The 26,277-nt window shown below is 44.3% G+C and carries 28 protein-coding genes, 1 tRNA gene and 3 pseudogenes; 15 read left to right on the top strand and 17 right to left on the bottom strand.

What is annotated here, in order from left to right:
• The first annotated feature begins 111 nt into the window (after positions 1-111).
• From dacA to lipA, 4 genes are all read left to right on the top strand, one after another.
• Positions 112-1,323 (top strand): D-alanyl-D-alanine carboxypeptidase DacA, encoded by a 1,212-nt coding sequence (gene dacA / locus Q1A40_RS06100; protein WP_299998555.1) that lies wholly within the window; start codon positions 112-114, stop codon positions 1,321-1,323.
• A 101-nt stretch (positions 1,324-1,424) separates the two neighbouring features.
• The gene (gene ybeD, locus Q1A40_RS06095; RefSeq protein WP_299998554.1) at positions 1,425-1,688 is read left to right on the top strand and encodes a DUF493 family protein YbeD; all 264 of its coding nucleotides are present in this window, start codon (positions 1,425-1,427) and stop codon (positions 1,686-1,688) included.
• 104 nt (positions 1,689-1,792) lie between these two features.
• Entirely contained in the window at positions 1,793-2,464 is a 672-nt protein-coding gene (lipB, locus tag Q1A40_RS06090) for a lipoyl(octanoyl) transferase LipB (RefSeq protein WP_299998553.1), read from the top strand.
• Between the two features lie 304 nt (positions 2,465-2,768).
• A complete protein-coding gene (lipA, locus tag Q1A40_RS06085; RefSeq protein ID WP_299998552.1) occupies positions 2,769-3,734 on the top strand; it encodes a lipoyl synthase in 966 nt (321 codons plus the stop codon).
• A 70-nt stretch (positions 3,735-3,804) separates the two neighbouring features.
• On the opposite strand, the gene tatE is transcribed toward lipA, so the two are convergent.
• Both tatE and Q1A40_RS06075 read right to left on the bottom strand, forming a co-directional pair.
• Complete coding sequence (gene tatE, locus Q1A40_RS06080) at positions 3,805-4,008, bottom strand: twin-arginine translocase subunit TatE (RefSeq protein ID WP_299998551.1); 204 nt, start codon at positions 4,006-4,008, stop codon at positions 3,805-3,807.
• A gap of 100 nt (positions 4,009-4,108) precedes the next feature.
• Positions 4,109-4,921 (bottom strand): deaminated glutathione amidase, encoded by an 813-nt coding sequence (locus tag Q1A40_RS06075; RefSeq protein WP_299998550.1) that lies wholly within the window; start codon positions 4,919-4,921, stop codon positions 4,109-4,111.
• A 100-nt stretch (positions 4,922-5,021) separates the two neighbouring features.
• Here Q1A40_RS06075 and crcB point away from each other — a divergent pair, with 100 nt between their 5' ends.
• The gene (crcB, locus tag Q1A40_RS06070) at positions 5,022-5,405 is read left to right on the top strand and encodes a fluoride efflux transporter CrcB (protein ID WP_299998549.1); all 384 of its coding nucleotides are present in this window, start codon (positions 5,022-5,024) and stop codon (positions 5,403-5,405) included.
• 71 nt (positions 5,406-5,476) lie between these two features.
• Here crcB and cspE read toward each other — a convergent pair whose 3' ends face one another.
• Positions 5,477-5,686, bottom strand: a complete 210-nt coding sequence (cspE, locus tag Q1A40_RS06065; protein WP_012542460.1) for a transcription antiterminator/RNA stability regulator CspE — start codon at positions 5,684-5,686, stop codon at positions 5,477-5,479.
• Between the two features lie 200 nt (positions 5,687-5,886).
• On the bottom strand, positions 5,887-6,411 hold the full coding sequence (gene pagP / locus Q1A40_RS06060; protein ID WP_299998595.1) for a lipid IV(A) palmitoyltransferase PagP: 525 nt from the start codon (positions 6,409-6,411) through the stop codon (positions 5,887-5,889).
• Between the two features lie 615 nt (positions 6,412-7,026).
• On the opposite strand from pagP, the gene Q1A40_RS06055 reads away from it, so the two are divergent.
• A complete protein-coding gene (locus Q1A40_RS06055; RefSeq protein WP_299998547.1) occupies positions 7,027-7,833 on the top strand; it encodes a ribonuclease I in 807 nt (268 codons plus the stop codon).
• A gap of 207 nt (positions 7,834-8,040) precedes the next feature.
• Positions 8,041-8,451: a nucleoside diphosphate kinase regulator gene (rnk, locus tag Q1A40_RS06050; RefSeq protein WP_299998546.1), complete on the top strand. Its 411-nt coding sequence runs from the start codon at positions 8,041-8,043 to the stop codon at positions 8,449-8,451.
• 224 nt (positions 8,452-8,675) lie between these two features.
• Here rnk and Q1A40_RS06045 read toward each other — a convergent pair whose 3' ends face one another.
• From Q1A40_RS06045 to folD, 3 genes are all read right to left on the bottom strand, one after another.
• Positions 8,676-9,920, bottom strand: coding sequence for an autotransporter outer membrane beta-barrel domain-containing protein (locus Q1A40_RS06045; protein WP_299998545.1), 1,245 nt, complete (start codon positions 9,918-9,920; stop codon positions 8,676-8,678).
• Positions 9,921-11,068: 1,148 nt separating this feature from the next.
• Positions 11,069-11,281, bottom strand: coding sequence for a ribosome-associated protein YbcJ (gene ybcJ / locus Q1A40_RS06040; RefSeq protein WP_259050093.1), 213 nt, complete (start codon positions 11,279-11,281; stop codon positions 11,069-11,071).
• Positions 11,281-12,150 (bottom strand): bifunctional methylenetetrahydrofolate dehydrogenase/methenyltetrahydrofolate cyclohydrolase FolD, encoded by an 870-nt coding sequence (gene folD, locus Q1A40_RS06035; RefSeq protein WP_299998544.1) that lies wholly within the window; start codon positions 12,148-12,150, stop codon positions 11,281-11,283. Before folD ends, ybcJ begins: the two co-directional genes overlap by 1 nt.
• Before the next feature lie 205 nt (positions 12,151-12,355).
• Between folD and Q1A40_RS06030 the strand changes: the two genes are divergently transcribed.
• Positions 12,356-12,432 (top strand) — tRNA-Arg (locus Q1A40_RS06030).
• Positions 12,433-12,627: 195 nt separating this feature from the next.
• Positions 12,628-12,789 (top strand): annotated as a pseudogene (locus tag Q1A40_RS06025) (Arm DNA-binding domain-containing protein); the annotation flags it as partial.
• 223 nt (positions 12,790-13,012) lie between these two features.
• Here the strand turns inward: Q1A40_RS06025 and Q1A40_RS06020 are convergent.
• The gene (locus tag Q1A40_RS06020; RefSeq protein ID WP_299998543.1) at positions 13,013-13,243 is read right to left on the bottom strand and encodes a hypothetical protein; all 231 of its coding nucleotides are present in this window, start codon (positions 13,241-13,243) and stop codon (positions 13,013-13,015) included.
• A 229-nt stretch (positions 13,244-13,472) separates the two neighbouring features.
• On the opposite strand from Q1A40_RS06020, the pseudogene Q1A40_RS06015 reads away from it, so the two are divergent.
• Positions 13,473-13,786 (top strand): annotated as a pseudogene (locus Q1A40_RS06015) (integrase core domain-containing protein); the annotation flags it as partial.
• Positions 13,787-13,882: 96 nt separating this feature from the next.
• Here Q1A40_RS06015 and lgt read toward each other — a convergent pair.
• Positions 13,883-14,668, bottom strand: coding sequence for a prolipoprotein diacylglyceryl transferase (lgt, locus tag Q1A40_RS06010; RefSeq protein WP_299998542.1), 786 nt, complete (start codon positions 14,666-14,668; stop codon positions 13,883-13,885).
• A 236-nt stretch (positions 14,669-14,904) separates the two neighbouring features.
• On the opposite strand from lgt, the gene Q1A40_RS06005 reads away from it, so the two are divergent.
• On the top strand, positions 14,905-15,216 hold the full coding sequence (locus Q1A40_RS06005) for a hypothetical protein (protein WP_299998541.1): 312 nt from the start codon (positions 14,905-14,907) through the stop codon (positions 15,214-15,216).
• Positions 15,217-15,377: 161 nt separating this feature from the next.
• On the opposite strand, the gene Q1A40_RS06000 is transcribed toward Q1A40_RS06005, so the two are convergent.
• Positions 15,378-15,701, bottom strand: a complete 324-nt coding sequence (locus Q1A40_RS06000) for a LemA family protein (RefSeq protein WP_299998540.1) — start codon at positions 15,699-15,701, stop codon at positions 15,378-15,380.
• A gap of 157 nt (positions 15,702-15,858) precedes the next feature.
• Complete coding sequence (locus Q1A40_RS05995) at positions 15,859-16,641, bottom strand: GntR family transcriptional regulator (protein ID WP_299998539.1); 783 nt, start codon at positions 16,639-16,641, stop codon at positions 15,859-15,861.
• Between the two features lie 212 nt (positions 16,642-16,853).
• On the opposite strand from Q1A40_RS05995, the gene add reads away from it, so the two are divergent.
• Together add and Q1A40_RS05985 are read left to right on the top strand one after the other, a co-directional pair.
• Positions 16,854-17,891 carry an adenosine deaminase gene (gene add, locus Q1A40_RS05990; RefSeq protein WP_299998538.1) on the top strand — a complete coding sequence of 346 codons (1,038 nt, stop codon included), beginning with the start codon at positions 16,854-16,856 and terminating at the stop codon, positions 17,889-17,891.
• Positions 17,892-17,898: 7 nt separating this feature from the next.
• On the top strand, positions 17,899-18,864 hold the full coding sequence (locus tag Q1A40_RS05985; protein WP_299998537.1) for a nucleoside hydrolase: 966 nt from the start codon (positions 17,899-17,901) through the stop codon (positions 18,862-18,864).
• Between the two features lie 611 nt (positions 18,865-19,475).
• Here the strand turns inward: Q1A40_RS05985 and Q1A40_RS05980 are convergent.
• Genes Q1A40_RS05980 through Q1A40_RS05955 form a run of 6 tightly spaced genes read right to left on the bottom strand, consistent with a single transcriptional unit; the run spans position 19,476 to position 25,238 of the window.
• Positions 19,476-20,222 carry an ABC transporter ATP-binding protein gene (locus tag Q1A40_RS05980; RefSeq protein WP_299998536.1) on the bottom strand — a complete coding sequence of 249 codons (747 nt, stop codon included), beginning with the start codon at positions 20,220-20,222 and terminating at the stop codon, positions 19,476-19,478.
• Position 20,223: 1 nt separating this feature from the next.
• Positions 20,224-21,033, bottom strand: a complete 810-nt coding sequence (locus tag Q1A40_RS05975; RefSeq protein ID WP_299998535.1) for an ABC transporter ATP-binding protein — start codon at positions 21,031-21,033, stop codon at positions 20,224-20,226.
• Positions 21,023-21,892 (bottom strand): nickel/cobalt ABC transporter permease, encoded by an 870-nt coding sequence (opp1C, locus tag Q1A40_RS05970; RefSeq protein WP_299998534.1) that lies wholly within the window; start codon positions 21,890-21,892, stop codon positions 21,023-21,025. The genes Q1A40_RS05975 and opp1C overlap by 11 nt, the downstream gene beginning before the upstream one ends.
• Positions 21,893-21,894: 2 nt before the next feature.
• Entirely contained in the window at positions 21,895-22,821 is a 927-nt protein-coding gene (gene opp1B / locus Q1A40_RS05965; RefSeq protein WP_299998533.1) for a nickel/cobalt ABC transporter permease, read from the bottom strand.
• Positions 22,822-22,866: 45 nt separating this feature from the next.
• The gene (gene nikA, locus Q1A40_RS05960) at positions 22,867-24,438 is read right to left on the bottom strand and encodes a nickel ABC transporter substrate-binding protein (protein WP_299998532.1); all 1,572 of its coding nucleotides are present in this window, start codon (positions 24,436-24,438) and stop codon (positions 22,867-22,869) included.
• A gap of 32 nt (positions 24,439-24,470) precedes the next feature.
• A complete protein-coding gene (locus tag Q1A40_RS05955; protein WP_299998594.1) occupies positions 24,471-25,238 on the bottom strand; it encodes a class I SAM-dependent methyltransferase in 768 nt (255 codons plus the stop codon).
• A 275-nt stretch (positions 25,239-25,513) separates the two neighbouring features.
• Here Q1A40_RS05955 and Q1A40_RS05950 point away from each other — a divergent pair.
• Positions 25,514-25,692 (top strand): annotated as a pseudogene (locus tag Q1A40_RS05950) (transposase); the annotation flags it as partial.
• Positions 25,693-26,000: 308 nt separating this feature from the next.
• Positions 26,001-26,264: a hypothetical protein gene (locus Q1A40_RS05945; RefSeq protein ID WP_299998531.1), complete on the top strand. Its 264-nt coding sequence runs from the start codon at positions 26,001-26,003 to the stop codon at positions 26,262-26,264.
• The last annotated feature ends 13 nt before the right edge of the window (positions 26,265-26,277 follow it).

The raw sequence follows: 26,277 nt of genomic DNA, 5'->3' as shown, positions 1-26,277 counted from the left end.
TTTGTAAGCTTCATTAACAAACTCGTAAGCAAAGTCAGATGCCAGCAAAAAACGCTTTTGCTATAGTGAGGCACTCTTTTTAATCCCATCACGGATGCCGTTGTTTTAACCATGATTACAGATTTCCCTATTCGTTTTGTGAAGCGCATCGCGCTCACCACTGTGCTGGCTTTTTCGTCTGTCGCCATTGTTCAGGCTGAAGAGATCAACCTTAAAACAATGATCCCCGGCGTCCCGCAGATTGATGCAGAAGCGTATATTTTGATCGATGCAAACTCCGGTAAAGTCCTTGCAGAGTCGAATGCTGATGCCCGTCGTGATCCTGCCAGTCTGACCAAAATGATGACCAGTTATGTCATTGGTCAGGCAATGAAAGCCGGTAAGTTTGATGAAAATGCCATAGTCACCATAAATAAAGATGCCTGGGCAACCGGAAACCCGGTCTTTAAAGGTTCCTCGCTGATGTTTCTTCAGCCAGGCATGCAGGTCCCGGTCAATAAGCTTATCCGTGGTATTAATTTACAGTCTGGCAATGACGCCTGCGTTGCCATGGCCGATTTTGTTGCCGGCAGCCAGGACGCCTTTGTCGGTCTGATGAACAGCTATGTGGGTGCATTAGGGCTGAAGAATACCCATTTCAAAACCGTGCACGGTTTAGATGCAGAAGGCCAGTACAGTTCAGCACGCGATATGGCATTAATTGGCCAGGCATTAATTCGTGACGTGCCAAACGAGTACGCTGTCTATAAAGAAAAAGAGTTTACTTTCAACAATATTCGTCAGACTAACCGTAATGGTTTACTCTGGGATACCAGCCTTAATGTTGACGGTATCAAAACCGGGCACACCAATGCAGCGGGCTATAACCTGGTCGCTTCTGCGACCGAAGGTGACATGCGTCTGATTTCCGCCGTGCTTGGTGGCAGAACATTTAAAGGCCGTGAGGCTGAAAGCAAGAAACTGCTTACCTGGGGCTTCCGTTTCTTTGAAACCGTATCGCCATTAAAAGTAGGTAAAGAGTTTGCCTCTGAGCCTGTCTGGTTTGGCGAAAGCGATCGTGCAGCCTTGGGAGTAGATAAAGATATTTATCTGACTATCCCACGTGGTCGCTTGAAAGATTTGAAAGCAAGCTATGTGCTGAACTCTCCAGAGCTGCATGCCCCGCTACAGAAAAACCAAGTGGTCGGTACTATCAACTTCCAGCTAGACGGTAAAACGATTGAACAACGTCCGCTGGTGGTCCTGCAAGAAATGCCAGAAGGTGGTTTCTTCAGCAGAATGATAGACTACATCAAACTGACATTGCATCACTGGTTCGGTTGATAATAGCCGACTTGAAAAATCGGCATTGATCCCCATATATTCTGTAATAGAGAAACTCCTGCTTCGTCAGGAGTTATTATTTTAAGGTAGCGGGAGCGACCATGAAAACCAAACTGAACGAATTACTGGAATTTCCAACGCCTTTTACCTACAAAGTGATGGGCCTTGCACAACCAGAGCTGGTTGACTTGGTGGTTGAAGTTGTTCAGCGCCATGCACCAGGTGACTATACACCTGATGTGAAACCCAGCAGCAAAGGAAACTACCACTCAGTTTCTGTGACCATCAATGCCACCCATATTGAACAGGTCGAAACACTGTACGAAGAGCTGGGTAAAATAGATATTGTCCGCATGGTTCTGTAATTTTGCTATCCCGGTTCCCCGCCGGGATAGATTACACCGCTATTTCTGCTTTACTGATGCTTTGATATACTCCCTGCCACCTTTTGTTTTCCGGAGACGCTGTTTTGTCTCAAGATACCCTTCTTATCCGTAATCTCGGCTTACAGCCTTATGAACCTGTATCCACGGCTATGCATGACTTCACGCATCATCGCGGGGAAAATACACCTGATGAAATCTGGCTGGTAGAACATCCGGCAGTTTTTACTCAAGGGCAGGCAGGAAAAGCTGAACATATTCTGTTATCGGGCGATATTCCGGTCATACAGAGCGATCGCGGGGGGCAGGTAACTTATCATGGTCCGGGTCAGCAAATCGTCTACCTGTTGATCAATCTCAAACGCCGTAAACTCGGAGTACGAGAATTAGTTACCTTGCTGGAACAAACCGTCGTAAATACCCTGGCAGAGTTTTCTATCACTGCTTATCCTCGTGCAGAGGCGCCTGGAGTATATGTCGATGGACGCAAGATTTGCTCACTGGGTTTGCGTATTCGTCAGGGTTGCTCTTTTCATGGTCTGGCCCTGAATATCAATATGGACCTCTCCCCCTTTTTGCGGATTAATCCTTGTGGTTACGCCGGAATGGAGATGACGCAAGTCAGTCACTTTGTGGAAAACATTACACCTGCAGAAGTACAACCGCGCCTGATTGCTAACCTTATCGCGTTATTGAATCATCCACCTTATATCTACTCAGAAAACGACGAGCCTTCGGCTGGCATATCCCAGATCTAGTCAGGTTTTTCAGTCTTAAGCTACGTCTCTTCCCGCTGAACAAATGAGAATGGGACGTAGTTACTCAGATTGTTTTTTTTGATGAGAAAATCTGCATCATTGGTGCCCTAAACTGCGATATAGCACAGACATCCCACAACAATTCATTTACAATTCTTTCGCTATTTACTGTCACGGCTTACTGATTCTGCCTTGCGCTGATGATATACTCCGCGGCATACGTTAAAAAATAATTGATATTTGCAACATAAGCTAGAAAATCAATTAGCCTCACTTAAGTATCCGCAACGGGAACCCGTACCGTATGAGCAAACCTATTGTGATGGAACGCGGCGTTAAGTACCGCGACGCCGATAAAATGGCTTTGATCCCGATTAAAAACGTGGTGACAGAGCGCCAGGAGATATTAAGAAAGCCAGAGTGGATGAGAATCAAGCTCCCCACTGACTCAACCCGAATTCAGGGCATCAAAGCCGCCATGCGTAAAAATGGCCTGCATTCGGTGTGTGAAGAAGCATCCTGTCCGAACCTTTCAGAATGCTTTAACCACGGAACGGCAACCTTTATGATCCTTGGGGCTATTTGTACCCGTCGCTGCCCGTTCTGTGATGTCGCACATGGCCGTCCAATGATGCCTGATGCCAATGAACCCGTAAAACTGGCACAGACTATCTCTGACATGGGTCTGCGTTATGTGGTGATTACATCCGTTGACCGTGACGACCTGCGCGATGGTGGAGCACAGCACTTTGCTGATTGTATCCGCGAAATTCGTGCTAAAAATCCGACAATAAAAATCGAGACTCTGGTACCCGATTTCCGGGGGCGTATGGATAAAGCGTTGGATATTCTGACCGCAACCCCACCCGATGTCTTTAACCACAACCTGGAAAACGTTCCACGTGTCTATCGCCAGGTTCGACCGGGCGCTGATTATAACTGGTCACTGAAGTTGCTGGAACGTTTTAAAGAGGCACATCCTCATATTCCAACGAAATCCGGTTTAATGGTTGGTTTAGGCGAAACCAACGCAGAGATCGTTGAAGTTATGCGCGACTTACGTCGTCATGGCGTCACCATGCTAACGTTAGGGCAGTATCTGCAACCCAGCCGTCACCACTTACCGGTACAGCGTTATGTTAGCCCCGATGAGTTTGACGAGATGAAAGAAGAAGCAATGGCAATGGGTTTTACACATGCAGCCTGTGGTCCGTTTGTACGCTCTTCTTATCATGCAGATCTGCAGGCCAAGGGGATGGAAGTCAAATAATCAGATTACTGATTGCTGCTTCTGGCAAATACGGCTCAATATATGTTGAGCCGTTTTTTATCTGACAAAATCAATGTTTGGTATCAATCTGTCCGGCGGGCGTGTCTGCACGAGTGTCAGAAGGTTTTGCGGATTCATCTTCGGCCATTGCTTTTTTAAAGCCTTTCAGAGCCGAGCCGAGATCGCTTCCCAGTGTTCGTAGTTTTTTAGTTCCAAACAACAACACAATCAGCACACCGACCACCAACAATTTGGTAATACTAATCTCACCCATACTTACCTTCTTTTAAGAAACACGCCGCAATAACGGCTAACAGGAACTGTCTTTATTACCGTCATCCTGTAGCACGACACAATTTTAATCTGTAACAAAATTAATCAACTTTATCCGGCGTATAGCACGTCAGTTGAGGTGGCGTAAAACGGCGGTTTTTCAACACCGGTAGCATCTCCCGGACTTTCACTAATCGTTGCTTGTCCAGCGTGGCAAAAATCAATGCCGGTGTCTCTGCAGCGGCGGAAATCGTTATTCCTAATGGGTCAATGACTCGACTCTGGCCAATGTTCTTATTTCCACACTCACCTGACGCCACAATATAGCAGGTCGTATCCAGAGCCCGTGCAGTCAGTAAGGTTTCCCAGTGCTTTTCTTTATGTGGGCCTCTTAGCCAGGCCGCGGGCAGAACCAGCACTTCAGCACCTTGGAGGGCTAACGCCAAGGCATGATCAGGAAAGCGCAGATCGTAGCAAGTCATCAGTCCGATGAGCATCCCATCCACCGTGATAATCGGAGCAAGCTCATCCCCTGCATCAACCAGGCGAGATTCCTGAACACTAAACGCATCATACAGGTGTATTTTCTGATACCGGGCAATCACCTCACCCGCCCGCACAGCAATCAGCGTGTTGGCCGCCCTTCCCGGGATTGTGGGTGTATGTAATGTCAGCACTGTCGTCAGGTTAGTATGGCGACTGGCCTCACACAGTTGAGTCACATAAGCACCATCCAGCGGCTGTGCTGATTGAACAGATAAATCAGGCATATCATCCTGACGCGCCAGCACGGCTTCGGGCAATACCAGCAGTGACGCGCCTGCTTCAGTCGCCTGAGCCATCAGTTCAACACAAACGTTGGCATTATCCTGCCAGCGAGGCCCAACAACAAACTGGCCTACTGCAACTTTCATATATGCTCCAGAATCCAACAGAGAGGATTTGAATCGATTAATTGGCAAAAGAAAATTCGACGTTTACACTCTTTAAAAATGTTATCAGAAAGGACAGCTTGTGATACAGATGGCTTGTGCAGTATTTATCGGCGGGGGGATCGGCAGTGTGGCTCGCTGGCTACTCAGTGCCAAATTTAATTCGGCAAGTCTGGCTATTCCTATGGGAACCATGATTGCCAACCTGACGGGGGCCTTCATTATTGGTCTCGCGTTTGCGCTATTTACACGCGTCACTCATCTTGATCCCATGTGGAAGATGCTGATTACTACCGGTTTCTGTGGTGGGCTGACAACTTTTTCTACTTTCTCCTATGAAGTCATCCTGTTAATGCAGGAAGGGCGTCTGGCCTGGGCCGGGCTCAATGTGGCTATCAATCTTGCAGGCTCATTTCTTATGACAGCCTTCGCCATTTGGCTGGTGAATACGGCAACAGTGCAATAACCAGGGGGTGCCGGAATTAACCGCGAAAAAAAACCCGCCTTGGCGGGTTTTTATATTCTACTGGTAGTGACTTAGATAGCCATTACGTTTGCAGCAGAAGGGCCTTTGGCACCGTTAGTGATTTCAAACTCAACGCGCTGGCCTTCAGCCAGGGTTTTGAAACCATTGCTCTGGATTGCAGAGAAGTGTACGAATACGTCTTTGCTGCCATCTTCCGGAGTAATGAAACCAAAGCCTTTGGATTCATTGAACCACTTAACGTTACCTTTAATCTTAGACATCAAAATTACCTTTACATTAAAAAACGACACAAATGCTGTGTCCCGCTTAAGTACAACAATTGTAGTAAGCTTTGTCCAGCCAATAATTACTAAAAAGTGATAAAAATCTCTAACTTTTTGCCACATTTAGCATTAACCATTGTATTTTAAGGGTTATGAAAAATCCACTTATCAACTGAAAAATAGAACCTGAATCACATTCAGAACTGAAAACGCATCCAGGCAAAGTAAACATTACCGTTGTTGTAAGTTCCTGGAATATAAGTCATCTGGAATGTTGCCGGACCATAACCAATAGAAGCCAGAGGTAATATCAGCGGAACAGGTATATACTTCCAGTTGTCACGTGCAGTAAAACCCGCCGTATACCCAAGCCCAAGATGAAAATTGTCGTCTTTCAGCGGACGCCAAGTTTTCTCCCAGCCATAACCTCCGATAGGCTCCCATTTGTTAAATGAGTCTTTGAATGCCATCAGATAAAGGCTATGCCAGTTACCTTTTTCATCCCAGCGAGACTGCCCGAACCCAACGCCCCATGGGCGCTCATTGTAGGCGTCTGTTTTCTCTTTGCTATAGGCGAAACGCGCATGCCATGTTATCGCTGGCACATAAAGATCATAGTGCTGTGGTGTTTTCCATGTCTTGGAGACATTACCGGAAAATGTATCCCAGACACCCGTAAACAAGCCCTTCTTTGCAGCCTGACTTACAGGGGTTACCATCATCAGCGAGGAGGCCAAAGTCAGCGCCAAGGGAAATCGATACATATGTTTCACGTCGTTATTACCGTATAAATAGCAAACTTAATCTTGGGTAAATTATATAGTAATAAAAACCTACAATGCAGTCTGATGTAAAAAAACGTTCTGAAAAATAATGCTTTTATCTGAAAGGGTACACTCAAAACGGGTAACATAATAACGTACTTCAGAAAGATCGGCCACATTTACAGCAAGATATTATTCCTCCGGCAGAATAGTTGACCATCAAAAAACCACTGACGGATATAATATTTTATACATTATAAAGCTCAATTTTCAGCGTGCGCTCCGTTACGCCGTCAATCACCTGGCAAAGTAAGCAGGTTCCCGAAAATGAAATATTTAGTAACAAAATAAAGAGCAACGGCAATACAACCCAATTTATTCACTATACTTACTGACATCGTATTTATCTTTTGGTCTGTTATGTTTTCTCTCAGTTAAATATGAGCGCATAAAAAAGTCAGCTCTAAAGAAGAAAAAAATAAACATCATCTAAATAAACCACTGAATTGCTGGCATAAATTGCTTGTTTCATGTTTAAATAACAACATTATTTTTATGGATAAAGATAAAAAAATGAACAATTCCGGACGCAGCATACCAGCACTGATTTTTCTCTTTTTTCTCAGTAAAACTGCTCTGGCTGAGCCGCTAGAAGCCAAAAGATACGCAGATTTCAGTCATTATACTCTGGCTTTATCCTGGCAAACCGACGCCTGTCAGAGTCAGTATAAGCGCTATAAAAAAGACGCTAAAATATGCAAAAAACAAAAAAAATCTCATGATAAGCATGCATATCTCACTGTCCACGGGCTATGGCCTAGCCTGCCAACATCAATTGCGGCCCTGGGGGTCGATGAAAAACGCTGGATGCATTATGGTTGCGCTACACGTCCGTTACCCGATTTACCAGAAGTGAATACATCGAATAAATGTAATGCACCGATAACCGGAATATCACTTGAAGTGGCTTCAAAGCTCGCTGACCTGATGCCCGCTGCTGGGGGGGATTCCTGCCTTGAGCGTTATGAATATGCCAAACACGGTGCCTGTTTTGGTTTTAACTCAAACGATTATTTCGACACGATGGTAAGATTAAGCTATGAGGTCAAACAGCAACAGCTGGGAGAGTTTATCCAAAAGCATTACGGCGAAGTCATAACACGGGAAGCTTTTAATCAAGCAGTGAAAGAAAGCTGGGGCGACAATGCCATTAAAGCCATAAAATTAAACTGCCACGGCAATCCTGCATATCTGACGGATATTCATATAACACTACGTGCAGATAAGATAAATCTGCCCTTACATAGTGCTTCTTTTGCCGAACAGAAATATCTGGGCAACTGCGGAAACTCTTTTCGTCTTGATGCTTTCGGCTATTAAAGCATAATGTCACCTTAAATTGACGTTTTAAGCCATTTTTATCCAGTAAGTGAATTAGTCAACAAGAAAATGTGACTAACCGGACTTCCAACTGTGCGCTAAGCTCAGTATCATCTTAACAGAGCTGACCCTCATCGATTCCGGTGAGGGTTTTTCTTTATAACGTTTTTCATTAGATAAGTGAGCGTTTTTTACACGGGGAAAATTATGTCCAGACCTGCCATCATTATTAACGAACTCGATGCCGAACGTCTCGATAGTCTGCTCGAAAAACCACAGTATGCAAAAACGCCTGTGGCAGACATGCTGAATGCCGAATTGGATCGCGCTGAGATGTGCAGCCCGGAAGATATGCCTGCCAATGTTGTATCGATGAACAGTCGCGTAAAATTCCGCGATCTCATATCTCAAGAAGAGTTTGTGCGTACTCTGGTCTATCCGGCGAACCTCACCGATAGCGATGAGCAGTTATCCGTTATGGCACCAGTAGGTGCAGCCCTACTGGGACTGCGGGTGGGGGATACTATTAACTGGGACTTACCTAATGGTAATAAAACCCATCTGGAAGTACTGGAACTGCAGTATCAGCCGGAATCAGCTGGCGAATTTCATCGCTAAGCCTCGCTTCCCCTTCAAACAGGGAGGGGAAAACGGAATGAGAACAGCTTGGATTGAGCGGCATTTTCATCACTTGTATTAATAGTTCGTTTTCTTGAAACCATTAGTACGATTTTTCCAGAAGTACGTATCCTACTGTCTATTGTACACAGGCTAGCCATTCAAGCGGCATCACAGAAATGAACGATGCCGCTGAAAGACCGTCGCTTCCCTTACTCATCAGACTAATACGCGTAATTTACTCTGAGGGAAAACCGCCCAGCCTTATAAGACGACATATTGGTATCCACACCGACGGTGCCGGTTACACTCAGGTTTTCCATCACATTTCCCTGTACACCAAATTTGAACTCAGCTCGATCGGCAGGCATCGGTTCCCGCCCTATAGCATTATCGATACGTATTGTTTGTGAGGAGGGTCCATGCCACCAGTTTGCTTCGATAAATCCTTGCATTACCGTTTGGCCATACTTGTCAAACCGGTCTTCATAAAACCGGGCTCCCAAGCGGGTGGTGACATTATTACCAGACATATCCGATACCAGCCCTCCCCCAAGCATCTGGTGATTTTTTGCACGATAGCGGTCATGCAGGATCTGAGCCTGTGGTTCTATGTAATATCCGGCAGAGGATGATTCTGCCATTTTGAATTTGTATCCGCTTTCGAGAGATACCGTCGTATTCTGTGCGCGATAGTTTTCGGTACGCTGCCTTTGCCCAGTCACATCGTTGTAAAACAGACCATGCATCAACCACGTATCAATATATGGCCCGCTTCTCAGATCGTTATGACCAAACCAGCTAGCGTAAATTCCTGCGCTGTACCCTCTTACACTGTGTGATGAAGATGATACATCATCATCACTACTGCCAGAACTGGTGCCATATTGTGCCATCAGCCCAATACGGCTGCCGCCACCATATATGTCGTTGAAACGAACAATGTCCCTCCCGCCGTGCAGTACCCAACGCCGGTCTTCCGTTTTCTGCTCATCAGCACCGTCATGATGAACAATTGCGCCCTCCATACGTAACCAGGTAGGTGAATCCTCTTGGTCAGGTACCTGCCATTGTCTGTCATGCAACGTATGTCTGTGCATCGCCACCGCTGATTGACGCCCTTGCAAATATGAACTGACCACGGGAGAAAGTGACGATATCAGATACCAGTCTTGCTCCTCGCCCCCGTCACCACCGCGTTTTAAGCGGTAATTATAGGCACCAACGTTCAGTATCCCTGCACTGTTATATCCGTCAGAGCTCGGATCCAGCTGAAAAGCATCAGCGTGGGTCGTACCACCATTTTTTGTCTGTACCAGAGCGATACCTTGGTGGGTAAGCCCACCTCTGCTACTGCCTGTCTTAACGAGCAACGAGGTACTGCCTGAGGCCTTGCCGCCATCAATAATCAGGCGATCGGTGAGGGAATCATCACCATTGAGCAACGAATTAATCGTAATTTTACACATAATAAAGCGATTAATAAGGTCCGCTGTTTTAGTACTCGTAGTGTATTTGTATTTTTTACTCGTCTTTTAGTTCTGGAGATTAAACTAACGCTATGATTTTGTATTTTATGGGCGCGAGATAATAGAACAATGAGATTATCTTTCATCGTTGTTTACTCCATCTTTTTTAATAAACTGAATAAATCCGTCATCCGAAATTTTAATGAAATTATTCATTTAAATAATTGGAACATTGATATGCAATGGACGTAGTTTATCCATAGTGTGCTTTGATATTCGTGGCGATGATGACATCGGACTCATGCTTCCTTGACTAGGTCATCCGTTACCTCCTGTTTATCTCTATCCATGAGATTAGGTCCGATTTTTTGATCCAGCATTATAGCCAGAGAAGATGATGATTATTTTTATATTAAAATCAAAGTATTAAAACAACACTTCAATTAGGATATACAGATACAGGTCGATAACCAAAACCCGCAGACCAGCAATCAGGTCCAGCCTGAAAACATTTGTGTCATGCCATTCAGGAAAACAGCATTGAGAAGAATGCAATAAAAAACCTGTGGTAGCAGAAGTATTTCGCCTCTGACTCGTCCTAAGCCCAAAATGATATTCATTGCAGCAAAATTATTAAAGGTTATTTACTCCATATAGTCAGCATATGAGAGACTCTGCGTTCTGGAACTTAATGGAACCCGGTATTCATCACTTACCAACCGCTTGAGGACAGCTAAACTTTGCCTTCGTAAATAACGATAATATTGACTAGATTTTTCAGGTATCAGTGATACTTTCGAAAAACACGCTCATAATACATACTACATATGTATATAAAAAAAACAATAGCTGACTTTTAATCTTCTTGATCTTTTAAACAACCGGGATAAACCAGAACACACAAGAATATAAATACTTTTAATTTTATAGATAAAGCGGCGGCAGAAGAGGCAACGCTTCAGATACAGGATACATTTAAAGAAGCGTGAAAAGTGATATGGCTGACCATCCGGCCAGCCTCATAGAAATGGACGATACGACTCCAGGACTGACGAAGGACTTCTTGTTGAGCCCGCCGATCGCCTTAACAGCCTGTATTGAAAAAACACTGACGTTGAATCGTAAACAGGCTCTGGATCGAATACACCTCAAGCCTGGACAGTAATACTCAGGCTGGCAAAAGTGACTGTCTGGCCCGCAACGATTTTACAGCGTTTACGGGTTTCTACTACACCATCTACCTTTACCAGACCTTCAGCAATCATTGCCTTTGCCTGTGCGCCGCTTTCGCTCCAGCCTTCAAGCTTAAGTAAGTCGCATAATTCTACATGGGGGTGTTTACCTAACTCGAAGATAGCCATCAAAGCTCTCCATCAACATCATGATATTCCTCACAGGCCTGCAAGGTATTTTCTATTAGCGTCGCAACCGTCATCGGCCCCACGCCACCTGGAACCGGGGTAATAAATGATGCTCTGGCTTCAGCCTCAGCATAATTCACATCACCCACGACTTTGCCATTTTCCAGACGGTTGATTCCGACATCCATCACAATAGCGCCTTCTTTTATCCACTCACCGGGAATAAAACCGGGTTTACCCACTGCAACAATCAACAGATCGGCGTTCTCGACATGATGACGCAGGTTTTTGGTAAAGCGATGAGTGACTGTCGTGGTGCAACCCGCCAGAAGCAGTTCCATACTCATTGGACGACCAACAATATTAGAGGCGCCAATCACCACAGCATTCAGACCACGGGTATCGATATTATAACGCTCAAGTAAGGTCACAATACCACGCGGAGTACAAGGCCGCAGGCGGGGTGCACGCTGACATAAACGCCCCACGTTGTAAGGATGGAAACCATCAACGTCTTTATCCGGATTGATACGTTCAAGGACCTTCACATTATCAATACCCGCTGGCAACGGCAGCTGCACGAGGATACCGTCAATCGCGTGATCCGCATTCAAGGTATCAATTAATGCCAGTAATTCAGCCTCAGTCGTCGTAGCAGGCAGATCGTATGAACGTGAAATAAAACCTACCTCTTCGCAGGCTTTACGTTTACTGGCGACATAAATCTGTGAAGCCGGATTCGCCCCCACTAAAATCACGGCCAGGCCCGGAGCACGTTTTCCTGCCGCAACACGCACTTTTACCTTTTCAGCAACTTCTTGCCGTACCTGCTGCGCAATCGTTTTACCATCAATAATCTTCGCTACCATCGAGAGAAAATTCCGTCTGTAATCTACAAGAAAGGGGGATACCTGCTATTTTGTCAGACTCACGCGCCGCTGTCAGGTTCTGATCTGATTTTATGCTCAATTGTTGCGCAGGTAATTGAAAAGTAATTGACTCCAGAGGCGTTGACCGTATAATTCCCCTCGCACTGACAGGCTGAAGCCCGTCAGCTCACCGCATATCTCCTATGCGCCCTTAGCTCAGCTGGATAGAGCAACGGCCTTCTAAGCCGTAGGTCACAGGTTCGAACCCTGTAGGGCGTACCATTTCGAAGTAAACAGACATCAACCGATGTCTTTTTTTATACCTAAAATTCAGTAAGTTGACTGATTTTAGCGCATCGAAGTTCTCCCTAGCTCTACCGACATCTACCTGCATCAAGTAGTATCTGTTGGTATATGTGATGGTACATCCCCGTTCAATATAATCTTGTAGCAACAGCCAGCGACGGAGAGCCTCAAATGGCATTAACCGATGTAAAGGTAAGAAGTGCAAAACCCACCGATAAGCCTTATAAACTTACCGATGGTGAAGGGATGCATTTAATGGTTCATCCCAATGGTTCTAAATACTGGCGCTTACAGTACCGCTTTGACGGTAAGCAAAAAATGCTGGCATTGGGTTCGACAAACTTGACTACATTGGCCAGGGAAAAATAGTCGACAACAAACGCCTCGGGACGTTGCCGAAACGCCGTGCACAGGCCCGTGTCCAGGAACAACTCAAAGCAATCAACCCTGTTCTGGCCAATCCAGAAGAGTTCAGAGCAAGTCTTAAAATATAGCGTTGGCTGATATGCTCCAAACTGAATATAAAATTAATTAGCCATTGATGGTAATCAATTAACTATTTTTTCGATTGTAGGTATTTTTCTGCATGACTGAAGCACTTGTTAAAAAGCATATCCATATGTCTTTTATCCTCTGGCGTCTGTGATGGATACTGTTTCGGTACATCAACGGTATTTGTAACTCTGTTTACTTTACCTGCAAGGCCGACAGGCCTCCCTTTTGAATCATTATAGATGCGCCCATCGGCAGCAGTATGCTGAGTTGCTGATGATTTACTAACGTTCATGACATACCTCATAGCAGAGTTTGAAGTGATGAATTATTAAAAATAATAGCCAGAAGGAAGCTCTTCCTTCAAGTAGAATTTAAGCCATTCCCTGCAAAAATGACATTTCTATTTTGCGGAATTGCGTGGCATTTTAAACTTTCAATAACAGGCGAGACAGCACTCATCATGAAATTTGTTTGAAGGCATTATTTATCGAAGTTTACTTGCGGGAAGTGGTAAAGGTTCAGCAGAGTCGCTGTTCCGCACGCTGAAATATGTCCCGCTGTGGCCGTCCTCCGGCTTTAAAACGTCAAAAGAGGCACGCATCTGGGTGGATAAATTCACTCGCTGGTATAACGAGGAACACCGGCATAGCGGAATAGGCTATGTTACGCCAGTAGAAAGGTATCGCGGTGAAGACAGAGAACTGCTGAAAAAACGTGATGACCTGTACCGTCAGGCTCAGAAAGCACACCCGAACGCTGGTCAGGGAAGACAAGAAACTGGCAGCCGAAAGGTGCTGTTATGTTAAATCCGGAACGGGGAAAACAGGCTGCTTAAATTAACCAGGGGTACCAACTACCTTGACACTTACCGGGGCCCTCAAAAAGTGCGTGGAACTAAGGCTGGAATACTTACAGATGCTCTGAGAGAAGATTATATCGTCTGCTTTTTCCTGAAGTAATAGTAGATCAATACCAGCCCCACCAATATTGCAGGAATGCTGAGTAACTGGCCGACATTCAGCAACACACCATCACTGAAACTCTCCTGGCGAACCTTTGTAAACTCAAGCAGAAAGCGGGAAAAGAAGACCATTGAAAGGAACATTCCCAGAAACAGGCCGTCACGTCTTGGTTTTATCTTTATGTAGAGTGTGAAGAGAATTAAAAATATCACCAGGTAAGTCAGCGCTTCATAGAGCTGGGTTGGATGACGACTGAGACTGTCAACTCTCGAAAATATAATTGCCCATGGTTTATCGGAGGGCACTCCTAAGATTTCAGAGTTAAAGAAGTTACCTATACGGATGAAGAATCCACCCAGTACCGCCGGAATAACCATTCTGTCCAGTAGCCACAGATATTTAATTGACGGATTCTTTTTGCAGAAAAGATACAACGCGAGAGCGATACCGATAGCGCCGCCGTGGCTCGCCAGGCCACCATTCCAGACGGCCGGGATCTGAAGAGGATGGTGAAGATAATAAACCGGGTCGTAGAAAATAACATGAGCCAGTCTGGCACCGACAACAGCACCAATTATCATATACACGAGGAGCGAGTCCAGATAATGAAGACTGATATTTTCTCTGGAAAAAATAAACCGGGCTATGACAAAACCGGTGACAAAAGCGGCAGCAAAAAACAAGCCATACCAGTGAATCTGGAAAATACCTGCATCCCAGAATATGGGATTAATGTCCCAAACCAGATGATCCATATACCTGCCTCCATAGTTTAGTTGGTTCAGGGCACCATTACGCGATCACTTTACAACATTCCCTTTGAAAAAGCTCACGCCTCTCTCCGGGACTCCCTGCTGCCCTCCTCCCAAATTTTTAATAACTCCCCATCGGTTGAACCGATGTACGAAATAATTTTTCTTCGTTAACCACACCATGAAATGCTTTCTGATGTTATGGTTATATTTTCATCAGATTTGGAGAAATAACGCTAATGATTGTAAGAACTTGGCACGGATGCGTTCCGCTTGAACATGCGGAAGGTTTTGCAAGACATCTTGAAAAAACCGGGGTAGAGCATTCCAGAAGCATAGTGGGGAACAAAGGCGCGTTCGTTCGCAGAGAAACACAGGGGCATTGGGAGCATTTCTTTCTGGCAACCTATTGGCAGGATCTGCAGTCGGTGAAGGCATTTGCCGGAGAAAACTATCATGTTGCAGTCACTTATCCGGATGACGAAGAATTTAAACTACTTTCTGATCCTTACGTTTTCCAGCATGTTGTTGAGGCAATTTCACCACTTTAATTTAATCTTCCGGGAGCCATGAGTGGGGCACGGGCTCCCCGTAAACTTCACTTCATCGAGAAATAACGTACAGATTGAAGGTTTTTCTGCCTTCAGTATGAACGTCGATGAAAAACAATACAGACAACTGATATAACCAGTGTCCTCTGGGATGACGCAGGTTATATCAGGGCAAAAAAACGCTCGCTGTATAGCGGTAATGATCGGTGAATATCAGGACGGTATTCAAATCCGCTATCCGCCTGGCTATCATTGAAAGTGTCCAGCTTATGTTTTTTATTGAGCAAACCGTTAACCAGAGAGTTGGGGAACACCTCAATACCGTTGTTAAAATCTTCAACGTTGCGGTTAAAAATACGAATGGCTGCGCTGATATTCTGCTGTTGCTCAGAGAGTAGCTGCCATCGCTGGAGTAACGCTGGCAATTTCTGATCGTGAGCCGTGCTCAGGAGGTCACTGGTTTTCGTCTGTTCTGATGTCGACATGTTGTGCCTTAGATCCCTTATAACGGGCCGCCTGGATACCATTTAAATTCATATCTCAGACTCTTTTCGATCCTGCCTGATTTCCTTTCCCTGATGTATTAATATCGTTCTCCCCTATTTCTGGCAATGCAGAAAGTCTGCTCTCTGCACTTATTTTCTAAGACTGAGCGGCCTGATTGATAATAATTTTCTCCGATGAATTGATAATATATTTTGCCAGGTAAATGGGCTTATCTTTGTAAGAAAGGGATTGAGTAATAATCAGTACAGGTGAATTTTTCTGCAGATCCATTTTAGCGCTACGATCGTGCCCCGGTATACCTGCCTGAATCTGGCATAAACCCGGAACAAAAGATTTCCCTAAAAGCTCAGTCAAAACAGCAAGAATAGATTTTGATGCCTGTTTATTCGTTTCTATAAATTGGCTCAGTTGAGGGTGAATCTCTTTAAGACGTTCCCCTGCCGGCAGGTGCTCTTGTATAAGTGCGATACATTTTCCATCACGATAGATCAGGCTTTCACAGAACCATGAGTCACTTTCACGGTCCAGATTAAGCACCTCAATCGTTAAATCAGAAGGTTTCTGAAGGTATGATTCAATACGTTTAATAGATAATGAATCAGAACTGCCACTGAGCAATAGCTCAGGAGAAGTAATATTTTCCAGGCCAGGAGAAGGCAGTCTTACTGAGACAAACCGACCGATGCCCCTTCTGGTCACCAGCAAGCCATCTTCTTCAAGCAGCATCAGTGCTTCCCTGATAACCGTGCGACTCACCCCCATTTTCAGACAAAGTTCACTCTCACGAGGGAGCATTATGCCTAAAGGAATAATACCTGTGCGTATTGCTTCAGCCAGTTTTGAGTACACCGCTACACGCAGAGGTTGTCCAATAGCAATTTGTAATGGATTTGACAAAAAATCATTTAAATCAGTCAATTATTAACACTCCACATGTAGATATTCAAAATATATCAGGTTGATCACACTCATAAGTAAAGATCCTTGTTTGATATCATACCAAGAGGTATAACATCATACTTACAGGTATGGCATCGTATATCTATATTATAACCAAAGAGGCCGGGAGTGGCTTCTGAAACCGGCTAACTATAACGTTTTATCAAGTTTATTTAACTGATGAGAAAGTCATGACACTGACCAGTAATCTGATCGAGAAAAAAAACCTGGCAACACAACTCCCTAAAGCGGAAGTCCATGTCCACCTGGAAGGCTGTTTTGATCCTGAACAGTTAGCGCTATGGGCGAAAGAATCCGCCATATCGCTTCCCAGACCAAAAGAAGAACTTCTTAATTTTAAAGGACTTGCCGATTTTCTTGAGTTTCTTGACTGGTCAAGCAGCCTTGTCAGCACGCACGAGCGTCTTGCGCAGCTAAGTTATTCCTATGCCCGGCGTCTGAGCAGCAATGGGGGAATTTATGCTGATTTAATTTTTAATCCTACACACTGGAAAGCCTGGCATGGAAAACTCGACAACATGTTAGATGCCATTGATTCAGGACTACGTGCAGCGGAACAGGATGGATTAGCCTCTGTCGGTTTATGTGTGAGCCTGTTAAGACAGCAAAGCGCATCAGAAGCAGTTGGACTCGTCGACTATTTGACAGCTCTGAAACATCCGCGTGTTGTCGCCCTTTCAGTCGATGGTAATGAAGCCGCGGCAGGCAGAACGGGTAAACGCTTCGCTGAAGCCTTTTCCCGAGCCGGAAATGCCGGATTAAAAAGAACGGTACATGCAGGCGAGTCAAGCGGCCCTCAGGGCGTCAGTGACGCAATTCTGTTATTAGGCGCCGATCGTATTGATCATGGGGTGCGTGCTATCGAAGATCCCGCCGTTGTCGATCTGCTGACAGAGAGAAATATTCCTATTGGCGTATGCCCGACTTCAAATATTAAACTTGGTGTCTATGAGAGCTTCGAAAAACACCCGTTAAACAGACTTCTGGAAAGCGGGGTCAAAGTGACCATCAATACCGACGATCCTGTTCTTTTAAACACTACCTTGGTGGATGAGTATTTAATTTGTCAGGATACTTTTGGTTGGTCAAATGATGTGCTTTATCAAGTGGCAAAAAACTCAATTGATGCCAGTTTTGCCGCTCCTGAAGAAAAAATTAAATTCCTGAAAGCATTGAACAGCTGGGAAAGTCAACATTGTATTCGATAAGAGGAAAATGATGAAAACGAATAAAATAAAAATGTACTTTGACTGTGATACCGGCGTTGATGATGCAATGGCTCTGGGCTACCTCATATCAGAAGCAGAAAAAGTAGAAATACTCGGCATAGGATCTGTTTGCGGTAATATTGATGCCCCCTCTGGCGCTCATAACACACTCAACCTGTTGCACCTGGCCGGGATTGACTCTATTCCTGTGGCAGTCGGCGAGATTGACTACCTTAATAAGAAATATCTCTGCGATGTTCAGCATATTCATGGTGAGAATGGGATTGGTAATGTCCAGCTCAGCGCTTCACCGTCAGCATTGTCTCAAGAATCAGCGCCTGAAATGCTGGTAAGACTGGCTCGTGAAAATCCAGGATCGCTGAGTATTCTGGCAACAGGACCATTAACCAATATTGCCCGGGCTATTGAGCTTGAACCTCATCTTCCTGAAATGATTTCTACATTGACCATTATGGGAGGGGCCGCGAATGCGCCGGGTAACCGAACGCCAGTTGCGGAAGCCAATATCGCCTGCGATCCTGAAGCCGCTGATATTGTATTCAAGAACATGAACAATATCGTCATGGTCCCTCTTGATGTGACGATGCGCCATACCTTTGAAGAATCAGATAAACAAAAATTACTTAACGCTGACAGTAAATTTGCGCAGAAAATTGGCCAAATGCTTGAATTATATTCAGGATTTTATATCAATGTCTACGGCAGAGAAGCCTGTGCCTTACACGATCCGGTCGCTGCGGTACTGGCTGTCGAGGGACTTGACGCCTGTTTTGTGCCAAAAGTCAGCGTCGTCATTGATAAAACAACCGGACCTGGTCGCGGTCAGACAATTTGCGACTTACGGGGTCAATATAAAGGGTACCCTCAACAGGAAAATGCCAATTGTTATGTGGTACTGAGCACCGAGATGAATATGTCTGAGCATCTGATGCGCCGACTTTTATCCGTCTAATTGCTCTCTGTCACAGGGTATTTAACACGCTGGAATAATGACACCAGGTTAGTGCAGAAAGATAATTAACAGTGCTAACCTGATTCAAAAATAGCGACAGACGAAAACGTGCCCATTGCCTGCCAAACAACAGAATCGACAATACTCCGAACACAGATTTTCTGTGTTTTATCACCCAGAACAAAGGCAAAAATATTTACTTTCGCCCCAGGACGGCAATGGGCCAGAGATAATAATTAAAGAAGAAATTTTTGTTTGAGGTTTCTTTACCCTCAGTTAAATATTTTTCTACAAAGAACCAGCCACAAAGTAAATAAGTACTGATAACCACAAAAAAGATATCTAACATAAACATGACAATCCCCCGTTACTTCGTCTAAGGAAGTGTGTAACCACAACTCTTAAATTTCAATATTGAGAATCATATCACAAAAAATATTTTTGTGAAGTTTGTCACATAAAAATGAAACACCTTTTCATTCATGTTCATCAGAATCACTCTTTTCGCTCAGCCGAAAATTAAGAAATGATATTAATATAATTAAAAATCAATAAGATAATCTTATTAAGCTGCTCCAGAATGTTTCCTCGGAGCCGCTGTTCACTTCAAGTCAAAACACAGAATTGAGTAGCGCCTGAGCATAAGGGTGCTTGACTGAATGTAAATCCTTCACCGTGCTTTGGGCAACAATAGCGTTCTGCTTAAAAAATAAAACGCGCTGACAGAAATAGCAAAGTGTCTGTATGTTATGCGTAATAAAAAAATAGCTAAGATCGAATTCCTGTTTTAACTCTTCTAATAAATCAAGAACTTGTACCTGAGTAGGGATATCCAGTGAACTCACTGCTTCATCCAGAATAATCAGTGCGGGATGCGTTGCTAACGCCCTGGCAATGCAAACACGCTGCGCCTGTCCACCGGATAACTCATGCGGATACCGGCCCATAAGATCAGGTGATAGTCCCACTTTTTGTAACAGACCAGCGACCTGATCACGCATCAGCAGCGGGGGTAAATAATTATGTTGAGACAACGGCTCAGAGATCGTCGCAAAGACGGTCATCGTGGGATTAACCGAGGTAGTATAGTCCTGAAATACGATGCTTAATTTCTGATAGCGATGCTGTCGTTGATAAAGTGATTTTCCGTTCAGTAATACACTTCCACTGTCAGGTTTTTCAATACCGCTAATGATTCTGGCCAGGGTACTCTTGCCGCTTCCGCTTTCCCCAACCAAACCCAGACTTTCCCCTTTAGCGAGGTTAAAACTGACATTATTCAGTACAGTCTGTTTTTGGCGCCGCCATCCTTTTGACTGTGTATAGGTTTTACAAACGCCTTCAACCTGAAGCAACACCCTATTCTCCTGCCATAATAGCGTTAAATTTTGAAGACAAGCGTGCCCGGGTCTCAAGAAGAAAACGGGTATAGCGATGTTGTGGTGCAGCCCATAATAATTCTGTTGTTTGATGTTCGACCATCTGCCCCTGGTACATTACCGCAATATCATCAGCAATATGTTGTACCATTCCCAGATCATGACTGATAAAGATCAGAGTACTTTTTTGCTCTTCTGCCAGTAATTTGAACTGATGTAAAATATCCGCCTGAGTAATGGAATCTAAAGCCGTGGTCGGTTCATCTGCAATCACTAATGCCGGTTTCAGGGCGAGCGTCATAGCAATCATCATGCGTTGCAACTGACCACCACTGAGCTGGTGAGGCAGGCAGCCCAGTTTCTGTTCAGGCTGCTTAATACTGACACGTTCCAGACACTGACAGGCTAACTGAAAACAATCCGCACGACTCATACAGGTATGATATTTCAGCGTTTCAATAAACTGATCTTTCAGTGTCATTAAAGGGTCAAATGCACCCATTGCGTTCTGAATAATAAGGCTGATTTCTTTACCACGTGTTTGCTGCCATTGCCGTTTATTATTAATTAGTAAGTCTTTCCCTTGAAATAAAACACGCCCGTGCGCCTGAAGAGTATCGGGTAGCAGTCCCAGTATCGCTTTCGTCATTAAACTCTTACCACTGCCACTTTCTCCCACGATCCCCAAGGTTCGGTAAGGTGGAAGGATTAATGATACAGGCTGAAGTAATCTGTTCCCCGCGTTATCCGTGACCGTTAAATTTTCAATCGTGAGTACATCAGTTATCACTGATTTTCTCCTGTCTTTCGATATGACTGTAGCGATTTGCAGGATCGGCAACATCACGTAAAAAATCACCTAAGCCATTAAATGCGGCAACGACAATAATAATAGACAGCCCGGCCGGTAACATTAATTCAGGGTGTAATATCATGACATTTTTGGCTTCGCTGAGCATATTTCCCCATTCCGGAGTGGGGGCTTGTACGCCAAGGCCAAGAAACGACAGCGCAGAGATCATCAAAATAACACTACCGATATCAGAAGTGGCCAGAATAATTATCTCAGCCATGGTCATTGGGATAATGTGCTTTTTTAATATATGTCGCGGCGATGCGCCAATCACTTGTGCGTAACGCACATAATTGCGGTGGGTATATTGAATCACCGTTCCCCGAACCATACGGGCATACCAGGACCATTTTACCAGCACCACCGCCAGTAATATATTTTCGATACCCGGCCCCAGTACACCCACCAGTGCAAGGATCATCACTTCACCAGGAAATGACAGCATGACATCACACAGCCGCATAAAAAACTCATCAATTTTTCCGCCAAAAATTCCCGCAATCATGCCAATAAGACAGCCAAGTGATAACGTCAGGAACATCGCCAGTAAGGCATAAAATACGGTGGTTCTGATACCAAACAACAGGCGGGATAAAATACAACGACCCAGATTATCGGTACCCAGCGGATAGGAAAAACTGCTGCCCTGATACTTCATCCGGATAGCCGTTTCTATGGGATCATGGGGCGCCAGCCACGGTGCCAGAATGCCGGCAGCCATCACCAGGATAACGATAGCCAGGCAAATCTGAGCAAAACCATCTCGTCGCAGTTGCTGAATAAAAAAAACGCTCATGTTTACCTCGTTAAACGGGGATCGAGGTACTGCTGTAATGCATCAGCAATAAAATTAAAGATCAGAAATAATAAAGCCATCAGCAGGATATAGGCTTGAATAACTGGATAATCACGACCGAATATCGCATTGACGCACAGCCGACCTATTCCAGGCCAGGCAAAAATATTTTCGATTACCACGGTTCCGGCTATCAGTTTAGGAATACTCATACCTATCGCAACCAGTGACGTATGTAATGAATTAGGCAGAACATGTTTTCGCAAAATGAGATGTTCTGGCAGCCCTCTTGCCCTGGCATAAAAGACATAAGGTTGCTGTAACTGATTCAACATAGTGCCACGAATCAAACGAATATAAGTGCCGATATAGGCCAGTGACAGGGCTAGTGCCGGTAAGACAACGGAGTCATACGTCATCATCCCACTGACAGGAAACAGACTGAGTTTTACTGCCAGCGCCCAGATCAGCAATAATCCCAGCCAGTAATTAGGTATTGCAGTAAAAATAAAGACTACACCGCGTATTGCTTTATCCACCCAGGTTCCCTGGGTGAAGACACATAACAATGAAAGCAGCAAAGAAATGATAACAATAAAAAATAAACTGACTGTTGCTAACCAGAGTGTTGCAGGTAGCGCAGTCAGAATTTCATTTAAAACTGGGGTGCGGGTAAGAAATGACTGGCCAAAATTAAGATTTAGCACATTCCATAACCAGTCAACATACCGAAGCAGAAAGGGTTTATCTAATCCCAGTTCCTGCCTCATCAAGGCAATAGCCTGATCGGTTGGCACGATTTCATTAATACGTAAAGCCACTTCAGCAGGGTCGGACGGAGCCAGGTTCAACAGGGAAAAGGCAATAAAAGAGATAACCAGCATCAGAGGAAACATAATGAATAAACGTAGAACAAAATACCTGCGCATTATATAACCTCTGTGCTCGCGGGAAGATAGTGTCTTCCCTAATCATTAACGAGTAAATGACATTTTTTCAAATGGGATCTCGTACTGTGAAGGATTGAATTCTACATGATTAAGATTATCACTATAAATGGCCTTGGTTCGCGAATAGGTCAAAGGAATATAAACAGCCTCATCGGCTAATATTGTAAACAACTGGGTATAGAGTTGCTGGCGTCTGTCGTCATCCGGCGTAATCAATAATTCACCAATAATATTATCGATTTCAGCTTTGTTCTTCAGCCCCTTTTGTCCCTGATAATCGGCATGGGCGGGGATACGGAAAGAGGAAACAAAGGAGGCAGGATCATAGGGCGTACCCCAGGATAACGAATATTGCAGATCAAAATCACCGTTTTTCTGACGATCGAGAAAAGCTTGTTTCTCCTCACCAAGAATGCTCAGTTTTACGCCAACTTTTTTAAAATCGTCCTGCATTAATTCTGCAATATCTTTTTCGGCCGCGTTGTTAATATTATAAGACAGTATTAACTCCATCTGTTTACCGTCTTTTTCACGAATTTTTTTATCACCCGTTAAAACCCAGCCAGATGCATCCAGTAATTTTCGTGCTTTATCCTGATTAAAAGAATACACAGGTAAATCGATATTGCTATAAGGTACGGTTTTTGCCATTAAAGTATCCGCCACCGTCTCACTGTCATCAAGAATACCGCTGGCAATACCCTGTTTATCTACCGCGTACTGTAGCGCCTGGCGAACATTTTTATCGCGGGTAATGGGCCGGCTACTGTTAAGCACAATCGCACGTGAGGCGACGGGAGGACTCATCAGTGTTTTTAACTTCCCGGATGCTTGTAGCGCTTCAAATGAGTCCATATCTAGCATATCGCCATCGGCACCGAAGATCAGCTGAATATCCCCTTTCTGTAATGACAGTAGCAATGTCTGACGATCGGGAATAACTTTCCAGATAACGGCATTTAATGCCGGTTTTTCTCCCCAGTAATGGGGGTTAGCAGCAAAACGTGCAAATTGATTTTTTTTATGTTCAGTCAGTATCCATGGCCCTGTACCTGCATAACTGCTGACACCATTTAACGTTTTACCTTCGATAAAGGCTTTCGGGGAAATAAACCGGAATGGACGCGTCAGTCCTAATTCTGTCAGGGTTGGGTAATAAGGATTTTTTAATACTAACTCTACTGTGTACTCATCAATGACATTGACTTTGTCAATCTGACGCACCAGCTCCAGCCAGGCATGACGTGAAAAATTCTCTGTCACTGCATCAATATTGAGTTTAACCGCACGGGCGTTGAAGGGTTCCCCATCAGTAAATTTTACATCATCCCGCAGGTAAAATGTATAGATTTTACCATCAGGAGAGATATCCCAACGCTTTGCTAAAAAGGGTTTTACGCCGTCATTGGTATTTAATACCAACGATTCAAAAACCATATTTTGCGCAGCCATTTCGCCAGAATAGAGATGAGGATTAATATCACGAATATCTTTGGTACTGGCGTAATCCAGTTCGTTATTTTTCGCATCAGCAAAAACGGGGGTATTAAATGTAAAGACAGACATTATAACAAACGATATCAGTGTATTATTCATTAACCAGCACTTCCCTTTATGAATCAAAAAAGCTATTTTTCTGCCACAATCATAAACATCGGTGTTGATCCATAATTGATTTTCTCTTCCTGATCCCACACCTTTTCACCAATCCGGGTATTAATCAGACACTGTGTGAAACCGATATCCAGTAGTGTTTTAGCATCCCATTGCGGTCGCAATGTTCGACTCAGCGGCAGTAACTCGGCAATTTTTGTCATTGCCACAGTATCCGTATTTATATAATGATCGGGTATTCCTAATTGAGTAGTATTATTCCGATCGCGTTCAAATCCCGCTTTATAGACATCATCAAATAAATGCAGATACCAATTCGCATCAAAATTAATTAAACGTCCACCAGTCTTTAATACACGATACCATTCTTGATAGGCATCATGTGGTTTCTTTAAATTCCACGTCACATTCCGGGTGACAATGACATCAAATGAATGCTCATCAAAAGGTAAACTATGGACATCAGATTCAACAAAATCAATATCAACATTATAGTGCCGGGCATTACTTTCAGCCTGTTCCAGCATACCAACAGTAGCATCCACGGCAGTCACTTTATGACCGGCCTGGGCCATAATAATGGCGAAAAAACCCGGCCCGGTTCCAATGTCTAATACCCGAAGCGACTGTTTGTCCGGGACATGGGAAAGCAACAAATTCTGCCAGATAGCCCTTTTTATGCTGGCAAGTTCTTCCTGGTTCGCTTCACTATAGCTGGGAGCGCGATCGGTCCAGTAGTTCGTGACGCTATGTAATAGCTGATCTGGAGTCTTTAATGACATTAACATGAGAGGATCCAAAGATTGGTGATACCTATGTATATAATTAATATAGAAGCAAATTATTAATAAAAAAAGAAAAGAGTTCTCTTTTCTGTCGAGCTCAATAGTCCCCCGTACTTTATTATTTCTTAGCGTGAGTTGTTTATCACCCGCTCTGTGGCTCAAAATGCGCTCTGCAACATCAGAGATTCCGGAGTGACTCGATAGTATTCATGCAAACAAGACAACAGGTGTCTGCTCCCCGCCGCAAGCGGCGAGGCTTCCCACTTCTCGGGCTGGATGATGAGACTGTTCAGGCCTGGTATAAGTCAGCAACGCAGAAGATCTCTGACTTTGCCATGGCTACCGTTCTGATGATTAAACGCGTATTTCGGCTTACCCTGCAGGCCGCACAGGGCTTTATTAATTCAACTTTTCCCTGATGAACGTTTCGCTATGCAGCCAGGATTACAGCGGTGCCAGCAGCACACATGAAATCATTTACACGGGGTTGTCGCCGCGGACAGCACTTAGGATACCCAGCTATATCACGATGAATGACGCCGTAAGAAAATCCGTGGCCTTATCCCTCAACGAAAGGGGCAGATTGCAGAGGTACTGGTTATGATGCTTGCCCTGAACAAAATGACGAAAGCAGACGTGCCAGAAAGTATAGAAATTTCATGAAAAACAACTAACTATAGAGAGACTCGACCGAAATCTGATTTATTCAAAAAAGCCTTAACAATCTATAAAGATGCTACAGAAAGATTAACCCGCGATATGATGCTCCAGATTGATATTATTCCTGCTATTCCAGGATATACTGGTAGCAGTGCAGAAGAGTGTATTGCGCTGGCTGATGCTTCACGACAGAAAGAAATCCAGCCCACTTATTCTGAATTATGGCAACATATTACGGTGCGCCGGGAGTCTATTATCAACACATTGAAAATAAACTTGAGCAAAAATGTACTGCCACTCTCTAATACCGTAGCTTATTTATGTTCTTTCTTACTGGCGAAAAATAAATCACTCACCTGTTAAATCGGCCAAGGTG

Origin of the sequence: uncultured Cedecea sp., from assembly GCF_947498825.1 — a bacterium.
In the GTDB taxonomy this organism is placed as follows: Bacteria; Pseudomonadota; Gammaproteobacteria; order Enterobacterales; family Enterobacteriaceae; genus JGM124.
The sequence above is the reverse complement of the archived record's forward strand: the minus strand, read 5'-3'. Positions and strand labels throughout refer to the sequence as shown.

What these genes read in the sequence shown, in the direction of transcription:
- ybeD (WP_299998554.1), top strand. Translation starts at nt 1,425, where the DNA reads ATGAAAACCAAACTGAACGAATTACTGGAATTTCCAACGCCTTTTACC.
- opp1B (WP_299998533.1), bottom strand. Translation starts at nt 22,821, where the DNA reads ATGCGCAGGTATTTTGTTCTACGTTTATTCATTATGTTTCCTCTGATG.
- pagP (WP_299998595.1), bottom strand. Translation starts at nt 6,411, where the DNA reads ATGATGGTAACCCCTGTAAGTCAGGCTGCAAAGAAGGGCTTGTTTACG.
- Q1A40_RS05985 (WP_299998537.1), top strand. Translation starts at nt 17,899, where the DNA reads ATGATGAAAACGAATAAAATAAAAATGTACTTTGACTGTGATACCGGC.
- Q1A40_RS06000 (WP_299998540.1), bottom strand. Translation starts at nt 15,701, where the DNA reads ATGTCGACATCAGAACAGACGAAAACCAGTGACCTCCTGAGCACGGCT.
- tatE (WP_299998551.1), bottom strand. Translation starts at nt 4,008, where the DNA reads ATGGGTGAGATTAGTATTACCAAATTGTTGGTGGTCGGTGTGCTGATT.
- cspE (WP_012542460.1), bottom strand. Translation starts at nt 5,686, where the DNA reads ATGTCTAAGATTAAAGGTAACGTTAAGTGGTTCAATGAATCCAAAGGC.
- Q1A40_RS06020 (WP_299998543.1), bottom strand. Translation starts at nt 13,243, where the DNA reads ATGAACGTTAGTAAATCATCAGCAACTCAGCATACTGCTGCCGATGGG.
- lipA (WP_299998552.1), top strand. Translation starts at nt 2,769, where the DNA reads ATGAGCAAACCTATTGTGATGGAACGCGGCGTTAAGTACCGCGACGCC.
- Q1A40_RS06075 (WP_299998550.1), bottom strand. Translation starts at nt 4,921, where the DNA reads ATGAAAGTTGCAGTAGGCCAGTTTGTTGTTGGGCCTCGCTGGCAGGAT.
- Q1A40_RS05955 (WP_299998594.1), bottom strand. Translation starts at nt 25,238, where the DNA reads ATGTCATTAAAGACTCCAGATCAGCTATTACATAGCGTCACGAACTAC.
- rnk (WP_299998546.1), top strand. Translation starts at nt 8,041, where the DNA reads ATGTCCAGACCTGCCATCATTATTAACGAACTCGATGCCGAACGTCTC.
- nikA (WP_299998532.1), bottom strand. Translation starts at nt 24,438, where the DNA reads ATGAATAATACACTGATATCGTTTGTTATAATGTCTGTCTTTACATTT.
- Q1A40_RS05945 (WP_299998531.1), top strand. Translation starts at nt 26,001, where the DNA reads ATGATGCTCCAGATTGATATTATTCCTGCTATTCCAGGATATACTGGT.
- Q1A40_RS06005 (WP_299998541.1), top strand. Translation starts at nt 14,905, where the DNA reads ATGATTGTAAGAACTTGGCACGGATGCGTTCCGCTTGAACATGCGGAA.
- opp1C (WP_299998534.1), bottom strand. Translation starts at nt 21,892, where the DNA reads ATGAGCGTTTTTTTTATTCAGCAACTGCGACGAGATGGTTTTGCTCAG.
- ybcJ (WP_259050093.1), bottom strand. Translation starts at nt 11,281, where the DNA reads ATGGCTATCTTCGAGTTAGGTAAACACCCCCATGTAGAATTATGCGAC.
- lgt (WP_299998542.1), bottom strand. Translation starts at nt 14,668, where the DNA reads ATGGATCATCTGGTTTGGGACATTAATCCCATATTCTGGGATGCAGGT.
- Q1A40_RS06045 (WP_299998545.1), bottom strand. Translation starts at nt 9,920, where the DNA reads ATGTGTAAAATTACGATTAATTCGTTGCTCAATGGTGATGATTCCCTC.
- dacA (WP_299998555.1), top strand. Translation starts at nt 112, where the DNA reads ATGATTACAGATTTCCCTATTCGTTTTGTGAAGCGCATCGCGCTCACC.
- Q1A40_RS06055 (WP_299998547.1), top strand. Translation starts at nt 7,027, where the DNA reads ATGAACAATTCCGGACGCAGCATACCAGCACTGATTTTTCTCTTTTTT.
- folD (WP_299998544.1), bottom strand. Translation starts at nt 12,150, where the DNA reads ATGGTAGCGAAGATTATTGATGGTAAAACGATTGCGCAGCAGGTACGG.
- add (WP_299998538.1), top strand. Translation starts at nt 16,854, where the DNA reads ATGACACTGACCAGTAATCTGATCGAGAAAAAAAACCTGGCAACACAA.